Here is a 20735-nt window from a genome sequence, read left to right on the forward strand (position 1 = left end):
TCAGCCGAACTGCTCGGCGACGAGCTTGGCGAAGGCGTCGGCCCGGTGGCTGATGGCGTGCTTTTCGGCCGGGTCCAGCTCGGCAAAGGTCTGCTCGCGCCCGACCGGCACGAAGACCGGATCGTAGCCGAACCCCATCGTCCCGCGCGGCGGCCAGGTGAGCGTGCCGGGCGCACGCCCTTCGTAGACAGCGTATTCGCCATCGGGCCACGCAATCGCGAGCACGCAGTGGAAGGCGCAGGCGCGATCGACGTCGGCGCCTTTCTCCTGCAGCATGCCCTCGACCTTGCCCATCGCCATGTACCAGTCGCGGCCCGGATCGCCCTCGAACCATTGCCGTTCGGCCCAGTCGGCGGTGTAGACGCCGGGCCGCCCGTCGAGCGCGTCGACCGAGAGGCCGCTATCGTCGGCAAGGGCGACGAGACCAGAGGCCTCGGCGGCCGCGCGCGCCTTGATCAGCGCGTTCTGGACGAAGGTCGTCCCTGTTTCCGCCGGTTCGGGCAAGCCGAGCGATCCCGCCGACAGGCATTTCAGGCCATGCGGTTCGAGCAGCGCAGCGATCTCCTTGAGCTTGCCCGCATTGTGCGTTGCGATCACCAGGCTGCCCGAACCCAGGCGACGGGTCATGCGCGGGTCGCCTCGTCCTGCGCCTTGAAGATCTGCGCGCAGCCGATCTGGGCAAGGCGGAGCAGGCGCAGGAAGCCTTCCTCGTCATAAGGTGCGCCCTCGGCGGTGGCCTGCGCCTCGGCGATCTTGCCGCCTTCGATCAGCACGAAATTCGCGTCGGCGTCGGCGCCCGAATCCTCCGGATAATCGAGGTCGAGCACCGGCGTGCCCTGATAGATGCCGCAGGAGATCGCGGCGACCTTGGCGGTGATCGGGTCTTCCTTGATCGCGCCCGCCTTCATCAGTTCGTTCACCGCGAGCCGCAGGGCGACCCACGCGCCCGAAATCGACGCGGTGCGGGTGCCGCCATCGGCCTGGATCACGTCGCAATCGAGGGTGATCTGCCGCTCGCCGAGCTTCTTGTGATCGACCACGGCACGCAGACTACGGCCGATCAGGCGCTGGATTTCCTGCGTGCGTCCGCTCTGCCTGCCCTTGGCCGCCTCGCGCTGGCCGCGAGTGTGGGTGGCGCGCGGCAGCATCGAATATTCGCCGGTGACCCAGCCTTCGCCCTTGCCGCGCAGCCACGGCGGGATCCGTTCTTCGACCGACGCGGTGCACAGCACACGGGTTTCGCCGAAGCTGATCAGGCAGCTGCCCTCGGCATGCTTGGTATAGCCGGTCTCGATGGTGATGGCGCGCATTTCGTCGGGCGCACGGCCGGAAGGTCGCATTTCGGTCTCCAATGCAGTCGAATCTCGCCATGGCGTTTGGCGGATGGCACTTGAGGCCGCAAGGGGAGCGGCTAGATAGGGGGCATGAATTCCCCACCGCTCACCGACATGTCCGACCGGGCGCGCGAGATCTTCCGCCTCGTGGTGGAGGGTTATCTCGACAGCGGGCAGCCGGTCGGCTCGAAAGCGCTGGCGGGGGGAGGGGGCGTCAATTTGTCGCCCGCCTCGATCCGCTCGGTCCTCGCCGAGCTGGAGCAACGTGGGCTGCTCGCCGCACCGCATACGAGTGCGGGACGCATGCCGACCGAATCGGGCCTGCGCCTATTCGTCGATGCGATGATGCAGGTGGCCGAGCCCACGCGCGAAGAACGCGCCGCGATCGAGCAACGCCTCGCCGAACCCGGCCCGATCGAGCGCGCGCTCGAAGAGACCTCGGCGCTGCTGTCCGATCTTTCGGGTGCTGCGGGCATGGTGATGGTGCCGAGCCGCGAACCGCGACTGGCGCAGGTTTCGCTGACGGCGCTCGATGCGAACCGCGTGCTGGCGGTCCTGGTGGGGGAGGACGGGCATATCGAGAACCGCGTGCTGCCGCTGCCGGCAGAGGCACTCGGCACCTCGCTCGAGCAGGCGAGCAACTACCTCACGGCGCGCACCTCGGGCCGGACGCTGGCGGAGGCGGCCAGGCTGGTCGAAAGCGAGATCGCATCGGGCAAGTCTGCGCTCGACGAGGCGAGCCGAGACCTCGTGCAGCGCGGCCTCGCAACCTGGAGCGAGGACGCCAGCAGCCGGCCGGTGCTGATCGTGCGCGGACAGGCCAATCTGCTCGACGAAGCCGCCCTTACCGACATCGAGCGCGTTCGCTCGCTGCTCGACGACCTCGAGAACAAGCAATCGGTCTCCGCCCTGCTCGAGCGTGCGCGCAAGGCAGAAGCCATGCGGATTTTCATCGGCAGCGAGAACCGCCTGTTCTCGCTTTCGGGCTCGTCGGTGATCGCCGCGCCCTACCGCGACCGTGAAGGCAAGGTGGTCGGCGTACTGGGCGTGATCGGGCCGACGCGGTTGAATTACGCGCGAGTCGTCCCCATGGTGGATTTCACGGCCCGCTCGCTGGGCAAGAGATTAGGCTGACAAGGTTTTTACAGTGATCGACGAAAACAAGGACGAACCGCAGACCAAGGCGGTCGACGATGAAGTGGCGCGCGAACTGGAAGGCGTGCCGGAGCATCTGCGCGACGACGGCGAACCTGAAGACGGGTCGCTGGATGAGGCGCTGGGCAAGCTCAAGGACGATCTCGAAGCTGCGATGCAGGACGTGCTCTACGCCCGCGCCGAAACGCAGAACGTGCGCCGCCGCCTGGAAAAGGAAGTGCAGGACGCGCGCAACTATGCCGCGACCGGCTTTGCCCGCGACATCCTGAGCGTGGCGGACAACCTCGCCCGCGCGCTCGACCATATCCCCGACGAATTGCGCGAGCACGAGAAGTCCAAGCACTTCATCGCCGGGATCGAAGCGACCCAGCGCGAGCTGGAAAAGGTCTTCAGCCAGAACGGCATCACCCGCATCGCCTCGACCGGCATGCCCCTCGATCCGAACCAGCACCAGGCGATGATGGAAGTCCCGACCCAAGACGCGGAGCCCGGCACGATCGTGCAGGAAATGCAGGCCGGCTACATGATCAAGGACCGCCTGCTGCGCCCGGCCATGGTCGGCGTCGCGAAAAAGCCGGACTGATATCCCAAGGGGAGATTGGACGATGAGGACTGCATTCTTCGGAGCGGCGGTCCTCGTCGCCTCTGCCTGGACGACCCCGCTGAGCGCACAGGAGACCGCCGATGAGCGGCTCGCCGCGCTGGCCGATGCCTATTACGACTACCAGCTCGCACAATATGGCCTGAGCGAAACTGCGGGCGGGGCGATCCGGCAGGGCAGCACTCTTTCAAGTGTGACGCCCGAGGCGAATCGGGCGCGGGCGGCGCAGTACCAGCAGTTTCTCGCCCGACTCGAGGCGATCGATGCGGCGGAGTTCGGGGAAGAGGCGCAGACCAATGCGCTCGTGCTGCGCACGCTGCTCGAAGCGGAGATCGGCGATGCGCGCTTTGCCGAGTGGGAGATGCCCTTCGACAGCGACAGCAACTTCTGGTCCTACCTGGCGGCGGGCAGCGGCTTCTCGACGGTCGAGGAATACGAGAACTACATCGGCCGGATGAACGCCATCCCGCGCTATTTCGTGGAGCAGATGGCGAATGCGCGGGCGGGGCTGGCACGGGGCTTCTCGGTGCCGCGCGTGACGCTGGAGGGGCGCGATGTGTCGATCGCCTCCTATGTGGTCGACGACCCGGAGCAGAGCCCATTCTGGCGGCCCTTCGCCAGCATGCCGCAGGGCTTCTCCGATGCCGACCGGGCGCGCTTGGAAGCGGCAGGCCGCGAGGCGATCAGCGAAAGCGTGACGCCCGCCTATGCCGACTGGCTCGCCTTCTTTCGCAACGAGTACCTGCCGCAAGCCCGCACCTCGCTGGGCGCGAGCGAGTTCCCCGAGGGCGCGGCCTATTACGCGCAGCAGATCCGCCAGTACACGACGCTCGACCTGAGCGCCGAGGCAATCCACACGATCGGTCTCGAAGAGGTCGCGCGAATCACCGCCGATATGGAAAAAGCCAAGGCGGAGGCCGGGTTCGACGGAACGCTCGAAGAATTCATCGCCTTTCTGCGCACCGATCCGCAATTCGTGGCGGCCTCGCCCGACGCGCTGATGGGCGTTGCCGCCTATGTGACCAAGCGGGTCGACGACAAGCTCGACGAGTATTTCGGCTTCCTGCCGCGCTATCGCCACGGTCTGCGGCCCGTCGATCCGGCGATCGCGCCGTTCTATACCGCAGGGCGCGGCGGGCTCGAATATTGCCAGATCAACACCCACGACCTGCCTTCGCGCCCGGTCTACAACATCCCTGCGCTGACGATGCACGAATGCACGCCGGGCCATTCCTTCCAGGCGGCCATCGCGCTTGAGCGCGACGATGCGCCGCGCTTCCGCCGGCAGACCTATTTCTCCGGCTTCGGCGAGGGGTGGGGGCTCTATATCGAGTATCTCGGCAACGAGATGGGCATCTATCGCACGCCCTACGAACGCTTCGGCCAGCTGTCCTACGAGATGTGGCGCGCCGCGCGGCTCGTGATCGACACCGGCATCCACCACTATGGCTGGACCCGCGAACAGGCGGTGGACTACCTCGCCAGCCACACCGCCCTGTCGGACCGCGAAGTCGGCACCGAAATCGATCGCTACATCAGCTGGCCGGGCCAGGCGCTGGCCTACAAACTCGGCGAGATGACCATTCGCCGGGTGCGCGCTAAGGCGGAGGCGGAGCTTGGTACGGCGTTCGACATCCGCAAGTTCCACGATGTGGTGCTGTCGCTGGGCAGCGTGCCGCTCCCGGCTCTCGAAGCGCGAATCGATGCCTTCATCGCCGATGGCGGGCAGGGGCTGCCCGGGGCCACCTACGACTGAACCCGCCTCAGCGGCAGCGCGAGAGGTCGTTCAGATAGGGCTCGAGCGCATGGCGATGCGCGTCCGCCCACAGGCCGACCATCCGGTCCTGCTCGAGCGGGCTGGTCGAATATTGTATGGCGCGGGCCAGGAAGGCGCGACCTTCTGCAGGGCAGAACGCCTGCGCGTCCGCCAGTTCCAGGAACCGGGTGACCGCCTGGTATGCGGCTGCCTGCTCTTGCGCCTCCAGCCTGCGCGCTTCCGCACGCCGCCTGGCGAGGTCATCGGACTGACCGGTGCCGCGATCCTCTTCACGCAACCGGTCTGAACGGATCACATCTGCCCTGAAGGTTTCCGATCCGCGCGCGACATAGGCCGATTGCGCGTCCTTCAACGCCGGATCGTGCTCGCCGGCGAACCCATCGGACGGGTCGCTGCCAGAGTGGGTGGGATCGCTGTCCACGGCGGCAGCGTCGGACAGGAGCAGCGTCACGACCATCGCCGCGTCGCCGCTATCCGTCACGATGTCCTGCAGCATGCAGGGATAGCGCAGCTGCGAACCGTCCAGCACGACCATCTGTCGCTGGCTGGCCGAGCAGGCGAGGGATGCCGCCGCGATATCCGGCGTGGCGGTCCTGATCTTTGCGAAGGCAGCCTCGATCAGGCTGTGCGGAGCCGGCTCGTCCTGACCGGTCGCCGGTGCTGCAAACTGGGCCGCACTCATGGCTGCGATCGCGAATCCGGCTTTTGTCCTGTTCATGATGCTCCCCTGACCTGGCCTGCGATACTTGCCAAGGGCTGTTTCGGCGATGAACGGGCAGGCGCAATGCCGGTCCTGACCCGGCGCTAGCTGGTCCAGTCGGGCCCTTGGGTCCTACCGGGCGCGTTCTCGAGGATTTCGAAAACGGTCCGTTGCAACCTACCGAGCCGCTCGGACACGTCGATCTTCCGGAACAGGCGGCGGATCACCGGCCTGGACGGGCTGAACTGGATCATGAATTCGGCGACCTCATAGCTGCAAACGCCATAGAAGAGTTCGTAGCCTTCGTTCGGGAGGAGACAGCACCAGCCCCAGTCTTCGGCCACATAGCGGATTTCGCCGAACCCCCGCTGCTCGAGGGCGTCGCCGATGAATTTCGAAAGGGCGTGGCCATGCATCGTGTCCGAATTGACCAGCTCCTCGTCCTGCTGCTGGCGAGGAAAAGCCGTCGAATTGAATTCGATGAGTTGCCCGATGTGGTCCATTGCGTCCGTCAGCCTGAAGTTGGTCTGCGATCCCGGTTATCGCAGACCAACCTAAGCAAGCCTTAAGCCACCACCTGCGCGCGGTTTTCGTCGCGGTGTTTCTTCAGGTATTTCATGAAGGGCGTGCCGCCGGTGCCGACATCGGGATCGTTCCCCGCGATGCTGCCGGCCTGCTTGTTGATATAGCTGGCGGCATATTCGAGGTGCCGTGTGCGGAAGCGCGCGGATTGCTCCACGCAGGCATTGAAAGCCGCCTTCAGCTCCGCATTGTCGCTGGCCGAGACGAAATCGCGCAGGGTCGATTGCGCGGCGAGTTCCTCGATGAAACGGCGATGCTCGACCGGGCGGTAATGATGCAGCTCGTCGAGGAAGCTCTTGAGCGGGTCGTCGCTGTGGCCGACCTGGAACAGCGCGTCCATCGCCGGGACGATGCTGGATTGCGAGCCGGTCTGGCCACGGAAAGCCTGCGGCTTGCCTTCGTACCGCTCGATCCCCTCGTAGATCAGGCCGCCGCCGTCCAGCGCCGGATTGTTTGCCCATCCATGGATATAGGGCCGTACACGGTGGAAATAGGCATAGGGATCGCATTGCTCGGGCATGCGGGCGAAATGGGCGTAGATACGCTCCCACGCCTCGTCCATTTGCTTCAGCAGGCTGGTCGCCTCGGCCTCGTCGCCGTCCTTGGCTACCGTTACCAGCCTTGCGGCATTGTCGAGCAGGACGCCGGCCTCAGCCTCGATCGCGACATGGACCAGCACGAACCAGTTCTCGTCCACGCCGCCGAGGAAATTCTGGTACATCGCGATATTGTCGAGCGTGACCGGGCCGGACTTGTCGAGCCGGTACCAATTGTCGAGCACATAGGCGGAGTAGGGCAGGAGCGGGGCCTGGCCGAGACGGTCGGCGAGCGCGCACATCGGGCGCGCAAGGTTCGCCGGCAGGTGCGCGGGTGGTGTCGGTTCACCCCAGACGTAACCCTGCACGAGGAAGGAATAGTGCACCATGGCGGTGCGGACCTGTTCTTCGGGCGCGTTCAGGGCCCACTCACCGATATCGGGATCTGGCAGCGCGTCGAGGAAGTGCCGCACGCGGCCGCTGGTCAGGAGTGCGGAGAGGTTGGCAGCAGCCTTGACGATGGGTGCAAAGTGTTCGGGAAGCGTGATCTCGTCGATCTCGTATTGCGAAAGGTAGCCGCGCTCGCGGCTCATACCGTAGTCGAAAAGCTCCATGTGAGTGACTCATCGCCGGGCGCGGGTTGGGCCGCCCGGTCAACGCGTGCATTCGTATCCATTGCAACCGGTTTGCTCAAGCGCCCCTACGGCAAGGCTGTGGATCAGCGCGACGAAGCGCCCGGGAAGTTCACTAGCAAATCGTAGGCCGCAACATCGGGAGCCCCTGCGAGCTTCATCCCGTTCCTGAGCCAGAAGGCGTGCTTCACGATATCGGCCTGCTGTTCGATGCCGTAGCGATCGAGCGACCATCCGGGCTTCAGGCTGTAATCATAGCGCGCCCAGGGCATGCGGTGCGTGACGAGGTACCACTGGCCCTTGGTCTGCACCTGCCAGACATGCGTCATCTCGTGGATGAAGAGGCCCTGCCGCGTCAGGCTGGCAACCGAGAAGTCCTCGCAATAGCCGTCACCGGCCGGGTGGAAGTGCAGGTGCCCGCGCGGCGCCATCGTGATCCGCTTGGGCTGGAAGGGAAACCACTTGCGCCGCCTGATGGTGACACGCTCGTAGGCGATGGCCGTACCGAACACTGATCGCGCGAGGGCGACCTCGCCGGGCGTCAGCGGCCGCTCGCCGCCGACCGGACAGGAAGCGGGAACGTCCTCCGCGTGGCTTTCGACCCCGAGCGTGTCGCGCAGGTCGCTCAGCGATCATCCCCCGCGCCGATGACGGCAATGTCGGTTGTCATGGTCTTGCCGCCGACGATGGTGAGCGTGAGGGCGGTGGTGCCGCCCGCCGTCAGGGACGGATCTAAGTCGAAGGCCATGATATGCTTGCCACCCGGCTCGAAACTGGCGCTTTCGCCAGCGGCAACCATGACCTGGCCCATCTCGCCCATGACCATTTCCCCGGCAGATTCCACCGTGTCATGAATCTGCGCGCTGCTCGCGCCTTCGACCGAGGTGCCGCGGATCGCGACATTGCGCTCGCCGGCATTGGTAACCGTCATGTAGATCGCGCCCGGATTGCCCGAGACGGCCGGCAGGACGAGCCGGGCATCGCTGACTTCGAGTCCGGTGGGGTTGGCATCCTCAGCGGCCTCGGTAGGGGTATCGCCGCCCGAGCATCCGGCCAGCGGCAGGGCTGCGACAGCAAGGGCAAGGGTGGCGAAACGCGCGAATTTCATGGATTTGTCTCCGTCCTGAACAGGGGCGAAAAACTAGCGGGCGACCTCCCTTGTGCCAAGAGAAACCGCTCCTATATCGCCTCAGTAACACACACCTAACACACCACTCGAACGAGCCGCCGAGTGGTCCCGCCCTGAGTGGGGGACCGACAGAGCGGTGTCCAACGAAGCAACTGATGGGGAAACCATGGCTAAAGTAATCGGTATCGACCTCGGCACCACCAACAGCTGTGTCGCCGTGATGGACGGCGGCAAGCCCAAGGTCATCGAGAATTCGGAAGGCGCCCGCACGACGCCTTCGATCGTCGCCTTCACCAAGGATGGCGAGCGCCTGATCGGCCAGCCTGCCAAGCGCCAGGCCGTCACCAACCCGGACAACACGCTCTTCGCGATCAAGCGCCTGATCGGCCGCCGGTTCGACGATCCGACCACCAAGAAGGACATGGATCTCGTTCCTTACGACATCGTCAAGGGCAAGAATGGCGACGCATGGGTCAAGGCCGGCGGCGAAGACTATTCGCCCAGCCAGGTTTCCGCCTTCATCCTCCAGAAGATGAAGGAAACCGCCGAGAGCTATCTCGGCGAAACCGTGACGCAGGCCGTCATCACCGTTCCCGCATACTTCAACGACGCGCAGCGCCAGGCGACCAAGGACGCCGGCCAGATCGCGGGCCTCGAAGTGCTGCGCATCATCAACGAGCCGACTGCCGCGGCGCTCGCCTATGGCATGGACAAGGAAGACGGCAAGACCATCGCCGTCTACGACCTTGGCGGCGGCACCTTCGACGTCTCGATCCTGGAGATCGGCGATGGCGTGTTCGAAGTGAAGTCGACCAATGGCGACACCTTCTTGGGCGGTGAGGATTTCGACAGCGCGATCGTCGAATATCTCGCGGACGAGTTCAAGAAGAAGGAAAACATGGACCTGAAGACCGACAAGCTCGCTCTTCAGCGCCTGAAGGAAGCCGCGGAAAAGGCCAAGATCGAACTGTCGAGCTCGGCCCAGACCGAAATCAACCTGCCCTTCATCACCGCGCGCATGGAAGGCGGCGCGACCACCCCGCTGCACCTCGTCGAGACGCTCACCCGCTCCAAGCTGGAGCAGCTGGTCGGCGACCTCATCAAGCGCACGCTCGAACCCTGCAAGAAGGCGCTGGCCGACGCTGGCATCGACAAGGGCGGCGTGGACGAAGTGGTCCTCGTCGGCGGCATGACCCGCATGCCCAAGGTGCGCGAAGTGGTCGAGGAGTTCTTCGGCAAGAAGCCGCACACCGGCGTCAATCCCGATGAAGTCGTGGCCATGGGTGCGGCCATCCAGGCCGGCGTCCTGCAGGGCGACGTCAAGGATGTGCTGCTGCTCGACGTGACCCCGCTGTCGCTGGGCATCGAGACGCTGGGCGGCGTGTTCACTCGCATGATCGACCGCAACACGACGATCCCGACCAAGAAGACGCAGACCTATTCGACCGCTGAGGACAACCAGCAGGCGGTGACTATCCGCGTATTCCAGGGCGAGCGCGAGATGGCGGCTGACAACAAGCTGCTCGGCCAGTTCGACCTCGTGGGCATCCCTGCAGCACCGCGCGGCGTGCCGCAGATCGAAGTAACTTTCGACATTGACGCCAACGGTATCGTGAATGTCAGCGCGAAGGACAAGGGTACTGGCAAGGAACAGCAAATCCGCATTCAGGCCTCGGGCGGTCTCTCCGACGCCGACATCGATCAGATGGTGCAGGATGCGGAGAAGTTCGCCGAGGAAGACAAGAAGCGCCGCGAGAGCGCGGAGGCGCGCAACCAGGCCGACAGCCTGGTGCACTCCACCGAAAAGCAGCTCGAGGAGCATGGCGACAAGATCGACGCCGCGCTGAAGTCCGAAGTCGAAACCAAGGTCGCGGCCGTGAAGACCGCGCTCGAGGGCGACGATGCGGCAGCGATCAACTCGGCTGCCCAGGAACTGACGCAGGCCGCCATGAAGATGGGCCAGTCGATCTACGAAAAGGAGCAGGCCAGCGCCTCGGCCGCTCCGGAAGGCGACGCCGGCAGCGAAGCGGCTGCGGGCGACGAGGACGTGGTCGACGCCGAGTTCTCGGAAGTCGACGAAGACTCGAAGAACTGATCGCCTGATGAAAACCCACCCGCCACCGGTGTCCAAGCGCACCGGTGGCGGCTAGGTTTGGGGCAGGAACGACTATGTCTGCAATGGAAGCCGATTTTTACGAAGTGCTTGGCGTGTCCCGCGATGCGGACGGCGCGACCATCAAGAGCGCCTATCGCAAGCTCGCGATGCAACATCACCCCGACCGCAATCAGGGGTGCAAGGAGAACGAGGCGAAGTTCAAGGCGGTGAGCGCCGCCTACGAATGCCTCAAGGACCCGCAAAAGCGCGCCGCTTACGACCGCTTCGGCCACGCCGCGTTCCAGAACGGCGGCCCCGGCGGCGGCCATCCCGGTGCCGATTTCGGCGATATCGGGGATATTTTCGAAACGATCTTCGGCAGCGCCTTTGGCGGTGGGGGCCGCGCGCAGCCCCGGCGCGGCGCCGATCTGCGGTATGACATGCAGATCGAGCTGGAGGACGCTTTTCACGGCAAGTCTTCCGAACTCGAGATCGAGGTTTCGCAGAATTGCGACACCTGCCACGGCTCGGGCGCAACCCCCGGAACCCGGGCCCGCACTTGCAATCTGTGCAACGGGCGCGGTCAGGTTCGCGCGAAGCAGGGCTTCTTCGTGGTCGAACGGCCATGCCCGAACTGCCATGGCAGCGGCGAAGTCATCACCTCGCCGTGTCGCGATTGCGGCGGGGAGGGGCGGATCGATCGCCCCCAGAAGCTCGAAGTCGAGATTCCGCCGGGTGTGGATACCGGCACTCGCATCCGCCTGTCTGGCAAGGGCGAGGCCGGACCGCGCGGTGCGCCTCCGGGCGACCTCTACATCTTCGTCCATGTGAAGCCGCACGCGATCTTCCAGCGCGAAGGCACCACCCTCGCGACCCGGGTTCCGATCAGCTTCACCAAGGCCGCGCTCGGCGGATCGATCGACATTCCCAACCTCGACGGCGATGAAGTCACGATCGAGATCCCGGCAGGCATTCAGTCGGGCAAGCAGCTGCGCCAGCGCGGCGCCGGGATGCCGGTCCTGCAGGGCCGGGGCCGCGGCGATTTGGTGGTCGAGATTGCGGTCGAAACGCCGACCAAGCTGACCAAGGAGCAGCGCACGCTGCTGGAACAGTTCCGCGATACGGAGACCGGCGACGAATGTCCCGAAAGCCGTGGCTTCTTCGACAAGCTCAAGGACGCGTTCGGCGGATAACGCCGCGCCGCTCGACAGCATCCTCCCTCGCGCCTAGCACGGGCGGCAGAGGGAGACTGCCATGAACAAGACCATCGCTTTCGCCGCCGTCGCTGCCTTCGTCGCAGCGCCGCTTTCCGCCCAGCGCAATTTCGACGATGTCGAGATCACCGCCGAAGAAGTCGCGCCCGGCATTGCCGTGCTCTTCGGGGCCGGCGGCAATATCGGCGTGAGCCACGGCGAGGACGGCACGGTCCTGATCGACGATCAGTTCGCTCCGCTGACGGGCCAGATCGAAGCGGCGGTGGCCGGGCTCGGCGCCGATCCGGTCGGTTACGTCATCAACACCCACTGGCACGGCGACCACACCGGCGGGAACGAAAACCTCGGCAAGAAGGGCGCGCTGATCTTCGCGCACGACAATGTCCGCATCCGGCTTGCCGAAGGCAGCACGGGCGAGCGGGCGGTACCGCCTGCGCCGAAAGAAGCGCTGCCGGTGGTGACTTACGATCAGGGCGTCACGCTCCATCTCAACGGGTATCGCACCGATGTGATGTTCGTAGGCGGCGGGCACACCGATGGCGACAGCGTGGTGTTCTGGCACGGCGCCAACGTTGTCCACATGGGCGATCTCTATTTCAACATCCCCGGCTTTCCCTTCATCGACACCGAATCCGGCGGCAACGTGATCGACGCGATGAATTCGCTCGATGCCGTCATCCGGATGATCGACACGGATACGAAAGTGATCCCCGGACACGGCCCGATGTCGAACAAGGCGGAACTGGTCGCCTATCGCGCGATGGTCGGGCAGGCCGTCGAGCGGGTGCGGGCGCTGCAGGATGAGGGGATGACGCTCGAGCAGGCGGTGGCTGCCAAGCCGCTTGCCGGCTTCGATCGCGGCGAAGGCTTCATCGATGCCGACGGGTTCGCCACCGCGATCTACCGCAGTCTCGACGCCCGCGCCGACTAGGGGAGGCGTTCGCTCACCTCACGGCGCAGGCCGTCGATCAGCTCGGCGGCGCAGCGGCCTGCGGCCTGCTCCTCGTCGAGGATGGCGTGGAAGGCATCGCGTTTCAGCTCGCGGCATTCGAACGGCTCGGGGAAGGTCGAGCAGACGAGGTCGATCATTCGCTCCGCACCGTGCAGGCGGCCCCAGAGATAGTCGTTCTCGCGATAGGCGCGGCTGAAAAACGCCCCGAAATTGTAGAATTCGATCCCGCGCAAGGTAGCCTGCGTGCCGCCTTCGCGGATGCTCTTGGCATCGTCCGGACTGATCCGGTCTACCTTGACCGCGTCGAACTCGGTCAGCCCTTCGTTGCGCGACAAGGGCAGGGTGGCGACGTCGTAATAGGGGAAGCCGAGATAGGCGAGCAGCATGCGCCGCCGCAGGTTCTTCGGCATCTGTTCGAGCGCCGCCGCCAGCATGGCTTCCGCCCGGTCGTCGATTTCGGGCAGGAGACGCTTGGCTTCCAGCATGTCGAGCAGCGTGCCGGGATCGGCGAGCACATTCTCGGCCACCGCCTCGAAAGCCGGGCCGAGCGGCGTGACCCCTTCCTTTTCGAAATAGAGCGAAAGGATCCAATAGACATGGTCGCGCGCCGTCTCGAGCGCGTCGTCGGGGATTTCGGGATCGGCTTCCCAGTCGCGCGCGGCGCGCCGCAGCAGGAGACGCAGGCGCCGGATGCGGAAACCGATGTCGTGTTCGCGGAAGAAAGCGATCGCTTCCGGGCTCGCGCCCCCGCCCGGTGCCGACAGGCTGTCGAGACCGCGCCGCCGCAATTCCGCCCACAGGGCCGCCTCGATCGGCCCGCTGTCTTCCAACCCGAGCCGCGGGGCGGCGGCCAGCGCGAGCCGGGCCAGTCGTTGGACAATCCCGCTCAGCTTGGACTGGGCATAGGAATGGAAGGCGTATCCTGCCTGTTCGGCCGCGGCTTGCTGTGCCTTGCGCCGCCAGGCACCAAGCCGCGCCGGTGTGGGGCTGTCGAGGAACAGGGTCCGACCGAACAGCTTTTCGACCGCAGCGTCGACCTCGGGACGCAGGAGCGAAACGATGTGCGTCACACGCTCCGCCTCGCGCGTCTGCTGCTCTAGCTGCTCGAGGTTGTCGCGAATCGGCTGCTCGCGCGGGAGGGTGGAAAGCGATCCGAAAATGGCACTGAAAAAGCCGACCGGCTCGTGCTTGATGCCATCCGCCCCGCCGAAGCGGTCAGGCCGCGGATCGACATAAATGAACCGGCGGTCCACTTCGCGCTGGGCGGGCCGCCCGCGCAAGGCCTCGATCGCCCCGCCGAAGGGTTTGTTGACAAGCACCGACCCGTCGATCAGCGAAACATTGTCGATGGTGTCGCGCATCACATGGATGGGCATGATCCGTTCGAGGAATGCGTCGCGTCCCGGCCAGCTGCGCCCGCTGGCTTCCGACAGCGCGTCCATTTCCTCCAGGCGCAGCGGCGGAAACGCGCCGGGGAAACTTGCCGTGGCCCGCGCCGCGAACACCAGTTCGAGCGGATTGGCCAGGTTCTCCCCACCATGCACCGGCGTGCGCACGCGGAACGAGATCGGCATACGGTGTTCGGTATCCTCGACCACCGGCGGACTGTGGAGGTGCAGCAATTCCATGTAACCGTGGAAATCGGTTGCCGTGACATAGAGGTCGAGCGGGTGGCCGGGCGGGAGCAGCGGCCCTTCCGCCCTGGTCTGCTCCATCGCGGCAAAGGCCCTTTCCAGCAGTTTGGAAAAGCCCAGCCCCGAGAAAGGCGGTTCGAACCACCGCCCGCGGATCAGGTGCGAAACCTTGCGTTCGACCTCGCGCCGCGTTTCCTGCGCGACGGTGTGCGCCATGTCGCTGCCTGGCCGGCTGAGCAGCCAGTTGGCGAAAGGCTGCGCCCAGATCTTCGACAGGCGCCAGCGCAGGCGGGCGGCGGGATCGACCAGCTGATCGACGTCCGCAACCTCCAGCCACAAATCGGTCAGCGGCTCGAGCGACTGGCCCGAATGGATCGCCTGCGCGAGGAAGACGGCGTTGATCCCGCCCGCGCTGGCTCCGCTCATGATGTCGGGCATGACCCTCAGGCGCAGCCCATGCTCTTCCTGGATGCGCTCGAGAAGGTTGCGATAGACCGCGTCGACGCCGCTGCGCGGTGCGCCATCGGTGTGGAAATCCCGGCTCGCGCGCGCCAACTGCCACAGCTCACGCGTGACGCCGTGCATGTAGACCGCCAGGCTGATGCCCCCGTAACATACCAGCGCTATTCGCAATTCCTTCTGGCGCATGCCGGTGGTTTGCACGGATAAAACGCCAAAGGCAATTGCGTTCCGCAAATGTTCCGGTTAGCAGGCGCCATGGCCAAGCCCAAGAAACGCTATGTCTGCCAGGCCTGTGGCAGTGTCTCGCACCGCTGGCAGGGCCAGTGCGCGGACTGCGCGGAGTGGAACACGCTGGTCGAGGATGCGCCCGCGACGGTCTTCTCGCTTAAGCATGACCTATCGAGCGGGGGCAGGGCGGTCGAGTTCGTCGATCTCGACAAGCCCGGTGCGCTGCCGACGCGGCAGCCGACGGGACTTGCAGAGTTCGATCGCGCGCTCGGCGGCGGGCTCGTTCCGGGCTCCGCGATCCTCATGGGCGGCGATCCCGGGATCGGCAAATCCACGCTTCTCTTGCAGGCCGCGGGCAAGATCGCGCGCGCAGGCCACAGTGTGGTTTATGTCAGCGGGGAGGAAGCGACCGGACAGGTCAGGATGCGCGCCGCCCGTCTCGGGCTGTCCGACGCACCGGTGAAGCTCGCAGCGGCGACCGGTGTCCGCGATATCCTCACCACGCTGGGCCAGATGGAAGCGCCCGCATTCCTCGTGATCGATTCGATCCAGACCATGCATTCGGACACGATCGAGGGTGCGCCGGGCACCGTGAGCCAGGTGCGCGGCTGCGCCTTCGAACTGATCCGCTATGCCAAGGAAAACAACGTCGCGCTGGTGCTGGTCGGCCATGTCACCAAGGACGGGACCATCGCGGGACCGCGCGTGCTCGAACACATGGTCGACGTCGTCATGAGCTTCGAGGGCGAGCGGAGCCACCAGTACCGCATCCTGCGCGCGCTCAAGAACCGCTTCGGCGCGGTGGACGAGATCGGCGTGTTCTCGATGGCGGGCGAGGGGCTGGAGGAAGTTGCCAATCCCTCCATGCTGTTCCTCTCCGGCCGCGACGAACCGATGGCAGGGAGCGCGATCTTCCCGGCGATCGAGGGCACGCGGCCGGTGCTGGTCGAAATCCAGGCGCTGATCGTCCGCCTGCAATCGGGCGCGACCCCGCGGCGCTCGGTGGTTGGCTGGGACAGCGGGCGACTGGCGATGCTGCTGGCCGTGCTCGAATCGCGCTGCGGCCTGAATTTCAGCTCGGCAGAAGTCTATCTCAACGTGGCGGGGGGCTACCGCCTGTCCGATCCGGCCGCCGATCTCGCCGTCGCCGCAGCACTCGTCAGCGCGCTTGCCGACCGCCCGCTACCCGATCGCAGCGTGTGGCTCGGGGAAGTGTCGCTCGCGGGCGAAATCCGGCCGGTGGCGCACGGCGGCTTGCGCCTGCGCGAGGCTGCCAAGCTGGGATTTACCAAGGGTTACGGACCGGCCGACCCGAAACTGGGGAAGACGGAGCTCGACTACACAGGCTTGGGACAACTCGCCAACCTCGTTGACCGGGTCGTCGGGAGCGCATAACCCTCCCACGGGTCATGACGGGTTTCGATCTCATCCTTCTGTTTGTCGTGGGCGTCGCAGCGGTCGGCGGCTTCATGCGCGGCTTCGTGCAGGAAGTCCTGTCGCTGGCCGCCTGGGTGCTGGCGGTGTTCGCGATCAAGTATCTGCACACGCCGCTTACGCTGGCTATGCAGGACTTTCTGGGCGCGGACGTGACCACGTCCCTGCTGGCCTTCGCGTTGCTGCTCCTGATTCCCTATGCAGCGATGAAGGTGATCGCGAACAATGTCGGCGCGGCCTCGCGCAATTCGGTCCTCGGCCCGATAGACCGCGTGCTTGGCTTCGGGTTCGGGGCACTCAAGGGAATCGTCATCAGCGTGCTCGCCTTTTCGCTGCTGGTGCTCGGATATGACACCGTCTGGAGCTACAAGGGCCGCCCGGCGTGGATGACGACTGCGCGCAGTTACGAATTGGTCGATTCCAGTTCGCGCAGCTTGGTGGAGGTGCTGGCCGAACGGCGGGCGCGCCTGCGCGGCGAAGAGGACGCAGCCGAAGAATGAGCGGCTCGCCGCGCGCGGCGCTATACTCGCCGGCGATGCTCGCCCTGGCGGTCGAGCTGGCTGATTTTCCCTTCGATCCTGCGGCGCCGCTTCAGGGGCAGGCCCGTTCGCGGACCTGCGGCAGCACGATAGCTTTGAGCGCCGATTGCGATTCCGAGGCACGCCTCTTCGGTATCGGGATGAGGGTCAGTGCTTGCGCGGTGGGCCAGGCGTCCGCAGCGATCTTCGCCCGTGAGGCGCGCGAAATGGGCATCGGCGAAGTCGGCAGCGTGCTACATGAGCTTGGCAGCTGGCTGGAGGGCAAGGCACCCAGCAGCATCCTCCCTCGGCTCGAACTGCTGGAACCGGCGCGACCGCACAAGGGCCGTCACGAGGCCATCCTGCTCCCGTGGAGAGCCGCACTCGACGCGCTTTCCAAGGCCGAGAGCGCTCGCTAGACCCTCTTCCACAGTGAAGAAAGAGCTTGGGGAGCGACGCATGTCCGGGGGCACCACTGCCTTGCAAAGGGAACCGACCGACAAGGAAATCCGCCTCGTCATCGCCGCGAGCAGCGCGGGCACGATCTTCGAATGGTACGATTTCTTCATCTACGGCACGCTTGCGGGACTGATCGGCGCGGCCTTCTTCCCGAGCGACAACGAGACGCTTGAGATCCTGCTGGTCTGGGCCGGGTTCGCCGTCGGCTTCGGCTTCCGCCCGCTGGGGGCGATCTTGTTCGGCTTCCTCGGCGATCGTCTAGGACGCAAGTACACCTTCCTCGTCACGGTGACGCTGATGGGCATTGCCACGGCGGGCGTCGGCCTGATCCCCAGTGCCGCCAGCATCGGCATCGTCGCGCCGATCATCGTCATCGGCCTACGCATCCTGCAGGGCCTCGCGCTGGGTGGCGAGTATGGCGGCGCGGCGATCTACGTTGCCGAACATGCGCCGCCGGAGAAGCGCGGCTTCTACACCAGCTTCATCCAGGCCAGCGTGGTCGGCGGCTTCGTGCTCTCGATCATCGTCGTGATCCTGTGCCGCGCCCTGATCCCGGCAGACGACTTCGCCGCCTGGGGCTGGCGCATTCCGTTCCTGCTCTCGATCATCCTCCTCGGCATTTCCCTGTGGATGCGCCTCAAGCTCTCGGAAAGCCCGGTGTTCCAGGCCATGAAGGAAGCGGGCGAGACCGCCGGCAACCCGTTCATCGAGAGCTTCACCTATCCCGGCAACAAGCGACGCATCTTCGTCGCGCTGTTCGGGGTTGCAGGCGTGCTGACCGTCATCTGGTACACGGCCTTCTTCTATGGCCTGTCCTTCCTCCGCGGCCCGATGCGGATCGACGAGACGGTAACCGAATGGACGGTGCTTATCGCGGGCCTCATCTCGATGAGCTTCTACATCATGGTCGGCAAATGGTCCGACCGTGTGGGACGCAAGAAGCCGATCATAATCGGTGCAATCGCCACGCTCGTTTTCCTTTTCCCGATTTTCTGGGGTCTCGGCGCACTCAGCAATCCGGGTCTCGCCGCTGCGGCGGAGCGGGCGCCGGTCAGTGTCGCGGGCGAGGGCTGCACCTTCGATCCCTTCGCCGACGTTCAGGCGACCGAATGCGGGCGCGTGCTGGCGGACCTGACGTCGCTAGGGGTCAGTTACGATCTCGCCGATCCGGCAGGCCCGGCGCGGGTCAGCGTGGGCGGCACGCAACTCGCATTGGACACTGCCGATGACGCCGACCGCAAGGCGGCCCTGCAAGGCGCGCTGGAGGAACGCGGCTACGACTTCTCGCGGCAGAGTCCCCCGTTCATCAACCTCGTCGGCATCGTGGCGCTCCTGTGCGCGCTCGGCCTGCTCTCGGCGCTGACCTATGGCTCGGTCGCGGCGCTCCTGGCAGAGATGTTTCCGGCGCGCATCCGCTACAGCTCGATGTCGATCCCCTATCACATCGGCGCGGGCTACCTCGGTGGGTTCCTGCCGCTGATCGCCGGCTACATCGTCGCCATCACCGGCGATGCCTATGCCGGATTGTGGTATTGCTGGGTGGTCATGGCGTTCGGCCTGATCGTTGCCTGGTGGGGCATTCCCGACGGTCCGCCGAAGGATTTCGAAGACGCCCATGGCTGACCTTCCGCCGCCGAGCCTGCGGCTGCGCCTCGATATCGATGCGCTCGCGCACAACTGGCGTACGCTCGACACCATGTCCCGACCGGCGAGGGCCGGAGCTGCGGTTAAGGCCGATTGCTATGGGCTCGGCGTGTCGAGCTGCGTGCCGGTGCTGCGCGATGTGGGATGCCGGGATTTCTTCGTGGCACATTGGTCGGAGGTCCCCGCGGTGCTCAACCATGTTCCACCCGAGCACTTGTCCGTCCTGCACGGACCGCGCAGCACCGAGGAAGCCGCCTATGCGCGGTCGACCGGCGTGCGTCCGGTGATCGACAGTCTGCGCCAAGCGAAGCTCTGGGCCGAAAGCGGGGGCGGGGCGTGCCACCTGATGGTCGATACCGGCATCAACCGCCTCGGCCTGTCGCCGGATGAGCTCACCGATCCCGCCGTCCAGGCGCTCGACGTGCAGGTAATCATGAGCCACCTCGCCTGCGCCGACGAGGACAGCGCGATGAACGCGCGCCAGCTCGAGCGGTTTCGCGCGGCTCTTCCGCTCGTGCGACACGCGCAGGCCAGCCTTGCCAACAGCGCCGGCGTCGCTCTCGGCAACGACTATCACTTCGACCTCACCCGCCCGGGCCTCGCGCTTTACGGCGGCGTTCCGCGTCCGGAATTCGCCGGACGCATACGGCAGGTCGCTTCGCCCGAAGCCGCCATCATCCAGACCCGCCGGATCGGGGCGGGGGAGAGCGTCGGCTACAACGCGACCTTCACCGCCCCGGCGGACATGCGCATCGGCGTGGTCTCGCTGGGCTATGCAGACGGCATCCTGCGCAGCTGGAGCGGGGCGCATTTCGTACACGGCCAAAGCCGCCTGTCGATCCTCGGTAAAGTGTCGATGGACATGATCGTGATCGGCCTGTCGGACGCGCCGGATATCGGCGAGGGGGACTGGGTCGAACTGCCCTACAACCTGCCCGATGCTGCGCAGCAAACCGCTCTTTCGCAATATGAATTGCTGACGGTCCTGGGACAGCGCCTGAAGCACTGACCGCTTCATGTTGCACCGCATCTTGTGCACGTGCTAAGCCGTCCTCGCACTGCACAAATTGGGGAGCGTGTCAGAATGGCCAAGCGAACTGCCGATGGCGAGCCGATCATCATCAAGAAGTACGCCAACCGGCGGCTCTACAACACCGACACCAGCAGCTACATCACGCTCGACGACTTGGCGAAAATGGTGCGCGATAACGTCGACTTCCAGGTGCTCGACGCCAAGACCGGGGACGACATCACGCACACCATCCTCACGCAGATCATCGTCGAGGAAGAAAGCCACGGCACGCAGATGCTCCCGGTCAGCTTCCTCCGCGACCTCATCGGCATGTACGGCAATTCGATGCAGTCGATGATGCCGAGCTATCTCGAAGCCAGCATGGCGAACTTCCGCAAGAACCGCGAACAGCTACAGGCGGCGTTCGCCAAGGGGATCGAAGCCAACCCGCTGGCCAAGATGGCCGAAGCCAATTTCAAGATGATGCAGAACGCGGCCGAGGCGCTGCTCCCGGGTGCCCGCAAGCCGGCCAAGCCAGACCAGGCGGAAGAACTTGCGAAGATGCGCGAGCAGATGGCGGCCATGCAGAAGAAGCTGGACGAACTCAGCAAATGACGCCATCGGCCCCGCGCCGATC

At 65.4% G+C, this 20735-nt stretch carries 20 protein-coding genes; 12 read left to right on the plus strand and 8 right to left on the minus strand.

Annotation, left to right across the window (positions count from 1 at the left end; all coding sequences use genetic code 11):
- Both rdgB and rph read right to left on the minus strand, forming a co-directional pair.
- Positions 1-627 (minus strand): RdgB/HAM1 family non-canonical purine NTP pyrophosphatase, encoded by a 627-nt coding sequence (gene rdgB, locus K3172_RS09450; RefSeq protein ID WP_221589432.1) that lies wholly within the window; start codon positions 625-627, stop codon positions 1-3.
- The gene (gene rph, locus K3172_RS09455) at positions 624-1340 is read right to left on the minus strand and encodes a ribonuclease PH (RefSeq protein WP_221589434.1); all 717 of its coding nucleotides are present in this window, start codon (positions 1338-1340) and stop codon (positions 624-626) included. The genes rdgB and rph overlap by 4 nt, the downstream gene beginning before the upstream one ends.
- Positions 1341-1424: 84 nt before the next feature.
- Between rph and hrcA the strand changes: the two genes are divergently transcribed.
- From hrcA to K3172_RS09470, 3 genes are read left to right on the plus strand one after another with little or no spacing between them, the layout of a single operon-like run.
- On the plus strand, positions 1425-2468 hold the full coding sequence (hrcA, locus tag K3172_RS09460) for a heat-inducible transcriptional repressor HrcA (protein WP_221589436.1): 1044 nt from the start codon (positions 1425-1427) through the stop codon (positions 2466-2468).
- 13 nt (positions 2469-2481) lie between these two features.
- Positions 2482-3072 (plus strand): nucleotide exchange factor GrpE, encoded by a 591-nt coding sequence (gene grpE / locus K3172_RS09465; RefSeq protein WP_425594702.1) that lies wholly within the window; start codon positions 2482-2484, stop codon positions 3070-3072.
- A gap of 22 nt (positions 3073-3094) precedes the next feature.
- A complete protein-coding gene (locus tag K3172_RS09470; protein WP_221589438.1) occupies positions 3095-4846 on the plus strand; it encodes a DUF885 domain-containing protein in 1752 nt (583 codons plus the stop codon).
- 7 nt (positions 4847-4853) lie between these two features.
- On the opposite strand, the gene K3172_RS09475 is transcribed toward K3172_RS09470, so the two are convergent.
- The 5 genes from K3172_RS09475 to K3172_RS09495 all read right to left on the minus strand — a co-directional run bounded on the left by K3172_RS09475 (position 4854) and on the right by K3172_RS09495 (position 8425).
- Positions 4854-5585, minus strand: a complete 732-nt coding sequence (locus K3172_RS09475) for a hypothetical protein (RefSeq protein ID WP_221589440.1) — start codon at positions 5583-5585, stop codon at positions 4854-4856.
- 86 nt (positions 5586-5671) lie between these two features.
- Positions 5672-6070, minus strand: a complete 399-nt coding sequence (locus K3172_RS09480; protein ID WP_221589441.1) for a hypothetical protein — start codon at positions 6068-6070, stop codon at positions 5672-5674.
- A 62-nt stretch (positions 6071-6132) separates the two neighbouring features.
- Positions 6133-7299 carry a PrnB family protein gene (locus tag K3172_RS09485; protein WP_221589443.1) on the minus strand — a complete coding sequence of 389 codons (1167 nt, stop codon included), beginning with the start codon at positions 7297-7299 and terminating at the stop codon, positions 6133-6135.
- A 104-nt stretch (positions 7300-7403) separates the two neighbouring features.
- Positions 7404-7829 (minus strand): vgr related protein, encoded by a 426-nt coding sequence (locus K3172_RS09490; RefSeq protein WP_345725633.1) that lies wholly within the window; start codon positions 7827-7829, stop codon positions 7404-7406.
- 113 nt (positions 7830-7942) lie between these two features.
- Positions 7943-8425 carry a copper chaperone PCu(A)C gene (locus tag K3172_RS09495; RefSeq protein ID WP_221589445.1) on the minus strand — a complete coding sequence of 161 codons (483 nt, stop codon included), beginning with the start codon at positions 8423-8425 and terminating at the stop codon, positions 7943-7945.
- A gap of 187 nt (positions 8426-8612) precedes the next feature.
- On the opposite strand from K3172_RS09495, the gene dnaK reads away from it, so the two are divergent.
- The 3 genes from dnaK (at position 8613) to K3172_RS09510 (ending at position 12686) form a co-directional block, all read left to right on the plus strand.
- On the plus strand, positions 8613-10541 hold the full coding sequence (gene dnaK, locus K3172_RS09500) for a molecular chaperone DnaK (protein WP_221589447.1): 1929 nt from the start codon (positions 8613-8615) through the stop codon (positions 10539-10541).
- A gap of 74 nt (positions 10542-10615) precedes the next feature.
- Positions 10616-11734, plus strand: coding sequence for a molecular chaperone DnaJ (gene dnaJ / locus K3172_RS09505; RefSeq protein ID WP_221589449.1), 1119 nt, complete (start codon positions 10616-10618; stop codon positions 11732-11734).
- A gap of 61 nt (positions 11735-11795) precedes the next feature.
- Positions 11796-12686, plus strand: coding sequence for an MBL fold metallo-hydrolase (locus tag K3172_RS09510; RefSeq protein WP_221589451.1), 891 nt, complete (start codon positions 11796-11798; stop codon positions 12684-12686).
- On the opposite strand, the gene K3172_RS09515 is transcribed toward K3172_RS09510, so the two are convergent.
- On the minus strand, positions 12683-14989 hold the full coding sequence (locus K3172_RS09515; RefSeq protein WP_221591087.1) for a patatin-like protein: 2307 nt from the start codon (positions 14987-14989) through the stop codon (positions 12683-12685). The genes K3172_RS09510 and K3172_RS09515 overlap by 4 nt on opposite strands.
- 69 nt (positions 14990-15058) lie before the next feature.
- Here K3172_RS09515 and radA point away from each other — a divergent pair, with 69 nt between their 5' ends.
- The 6 genes from radA (at position 15059) to phaR (ending at position 20713) form a co-directional block, all read left to right on the plus strand.
- On the plus strand, positions 15059-16426 hold the full coding sequence (gene radA, locus K3172_RS09520; protein WP_221589453.1) for a DNA repair protein RadA: 1368 nt from the start codon (positions 15059-15061) through the stop codon (positions 16424-16426).
- Between the two features lie 14 nt (positions 16427-16440).
- The gene (locus K3172_RS09525) at positions 16441-16965 is read left to right on the plus strand and encodes a CvpA family protein (protein ID WP_221589455.1); all 525 of its coding nucleotides are present in this window, start codon (positions 16441-16443) and stop codon (positions 16963-16965) included.
- Positions 16962-17402, plus strand: a complete 441-nt coding sequence (locus K3172_RS09530) for an iron-sulfur cluster assembly scaffold protein (RefSeq protein WP_221589457.1) — start codon at positions 16962-16964, stop codon at positions 17400-17402. Before K3172_RS09525 ends, K3172_RS09530 begins: the two co-directional genes overlap by 4 nt.
- A 40-nt stretch (positions 17403-17442) precedes the next feature.
- Positions 17443-19065 carry an MFS transporter gene (locus tag K3172_RS09535; RefSeq protein ID WP_221589459.1) on the plus strand — a complete coding sequence of 541 codons (1623 nt, stop codon included), beginning with the start codon at positions 17443-17445 and terminating at the stop codon, positions 19063-19065.
- Positions 19058-20095: an alanine racemase gene (alr, locus tag K3172_RS09540; protein WP_221589461.1), complete on the plus strand. Its 1038-nt coding sequence runs from the start codon at positions 19058-19060 to the stop codon at positions 20093-20095. Before K3172_RS09535 ends, alr begins: the two co-directional genes overlap by 8 nt.
- Positions 20096-20170: 75 nt before the next feature.
- Positions 20171-20713 (plus strand): polyhydroxyalkanoate synthesis repressor PhaR, encoded by a 543-nt coding sequence (gene phaR / locus K3172_RS09545; protein WP_221589463.1) that lies wholly within the window; start codon positions 20171-20173, stop codon positions 20711-20713.
- Positions 20714-20735: the final 22 nt, after the last annotated feature.

The organism is Qipengyuania proteolytica (assembly GCF_019711565.1).
In the GTDB taxonomy this organism is placed as follows: domain Bacteria; phylum Pseudomonadota; class Alphaproteobacteria; order Sphingomonadales; family Sphingomonadaceae; genus Qipengyuania; species Qipengyuania proteolytica.

What these genes read in the sequence shown, in the direction of transcription:
- hrcA (WP_221589436.1), top strand. Translation starts at nt 1,425, where the DNA reads ATGAATTCCCCACCGCTCACCGACATGTCCGACCGGGCGCGCGAGATC.
- K3172_RS09510 (WP_221589451.1), top strand. Translation starts at nt 11,796, where the DNA reads ATGAACAAGACCATCGCTTTCGCCGCCGTCGCTGCCTTCGTCGCAGCG.
- K3172_RS09475 (WP_221589440.1), bottom strand. Translation starts at nt 5,585, where the DNA reads ATGAACAGGACAAAAGCCGGATTCGCGATCGCAGCCATGAGTGCGGCC.
- alr (WP_221589461.1), top strand. Translation starts at nt 19,058, where the DNA reads ATGGCTGACCTTCCGCCGCCGAGCCTGCGGCTGCGCCTCGATATCGAT.
- rph (WP_221589434.1), bottom strand. Translation starts at nt 1,340, where the DNA reads ATGCGACCTTCCGGCCGTGCGCCCGACGAAATGCGCGCCATCACCATC.
- K3172_RS09535 (WP_221589459.1), top strand. Translation starts at nt 17,443, where the DNA reads ATGTCCGGGGGCACCACTGCCTTGCAAAGGGAACCGACCGACAAGGAA.
- dnaJ (WP_221589449.1), top strand. Translation starts at nt 10,616, where the DNA reads ATGTCTGCAATGGAAGCCGATTTTTACGAAGTGCTTGGCGTGTCCCGC.
- K3172_RS09495 (WP_221589445.1), bottom strand. Translation starts at nt 8,425, where the DNA reads ATGAAATTCGCGCGTTTCGCCACCCTTGCCCTTGCTGTCGCAGCCCTG.
- phaR (WP_221589463.1), top strand. Translation starts at nt 20,171, where the DNA reads ATGGCCAAGCGAACTGCCGATGGCGAGCCGATCATCATCAAGAAGTAC.
- K3172_RS09515 (WP_221591087.1), bottom strand. Translation starts at nt 14,989, where the DNA reads ATGCGCCAGAAGGAATTGCGAATAGCGCTGGTATGTTACGGGGGCATC.
- K3172_RS09530 (WP_221589457.1), top strand. Translation starts at nt 16,962, where the DNA reads ATGAGCGGCTCGCCGCGCGCGGCGCTATACTCGCCGGCGATGCTCGCC.
- radA (WP_221589453.1), top strand. Translation starts at nt 15,059, where the DNA reads ATGGCCAAGCCCAAGAAACGCTATGTCTGCCAGGCCTGTGGCAGTGTC.
- K3172_RS09485 (WP_221589443.1), bottom strand. Translation starts at nt 7,299, where the DNA reads ATGGAGCTTTTCGACTACGGTATGAGCCGCGAGCGCGGCTACCTTTCG.
- dnaK (WP_221589447.1), top strand. Translation starts at nt 8,613, where the DNA reads ATGGCTAAAGTAATCGGTATCGACCTCGGCACCACCAACAGCTGTGTC.
- K3172_RS09480 (WP_221589441.1), bottom strand. Translation starts at nt 6,070, where the DNA reads ATGGACCACATCGGGCAACTCATCGAATTCAATTCGACGGCTTTTCCT.
- K3172_RS09525 (WP_221589455.1), top strand. Translation starts at nt 16,441, where the DNA reads ATGACGGGTTTCGATCTCATCCTTCTGTTTGTCGTGGGCGTCGCAGCG.
- rdgB (WP_221589432.1), bottom strand. Translation starts at nt 627, where the DNA reads ATGACCCGTCGCCTGGGTTCGGGCAGCCTGGTGATCGCAACGCACAAT.
- K3172_RS09470 (WP_221589438.1), top strand. Translation starts at nt 3,095, where the DNA reads ATGAGGACTGCATTCTTCGGAGCGGCGGTCCTCGTCGCCTCTGCCTGG.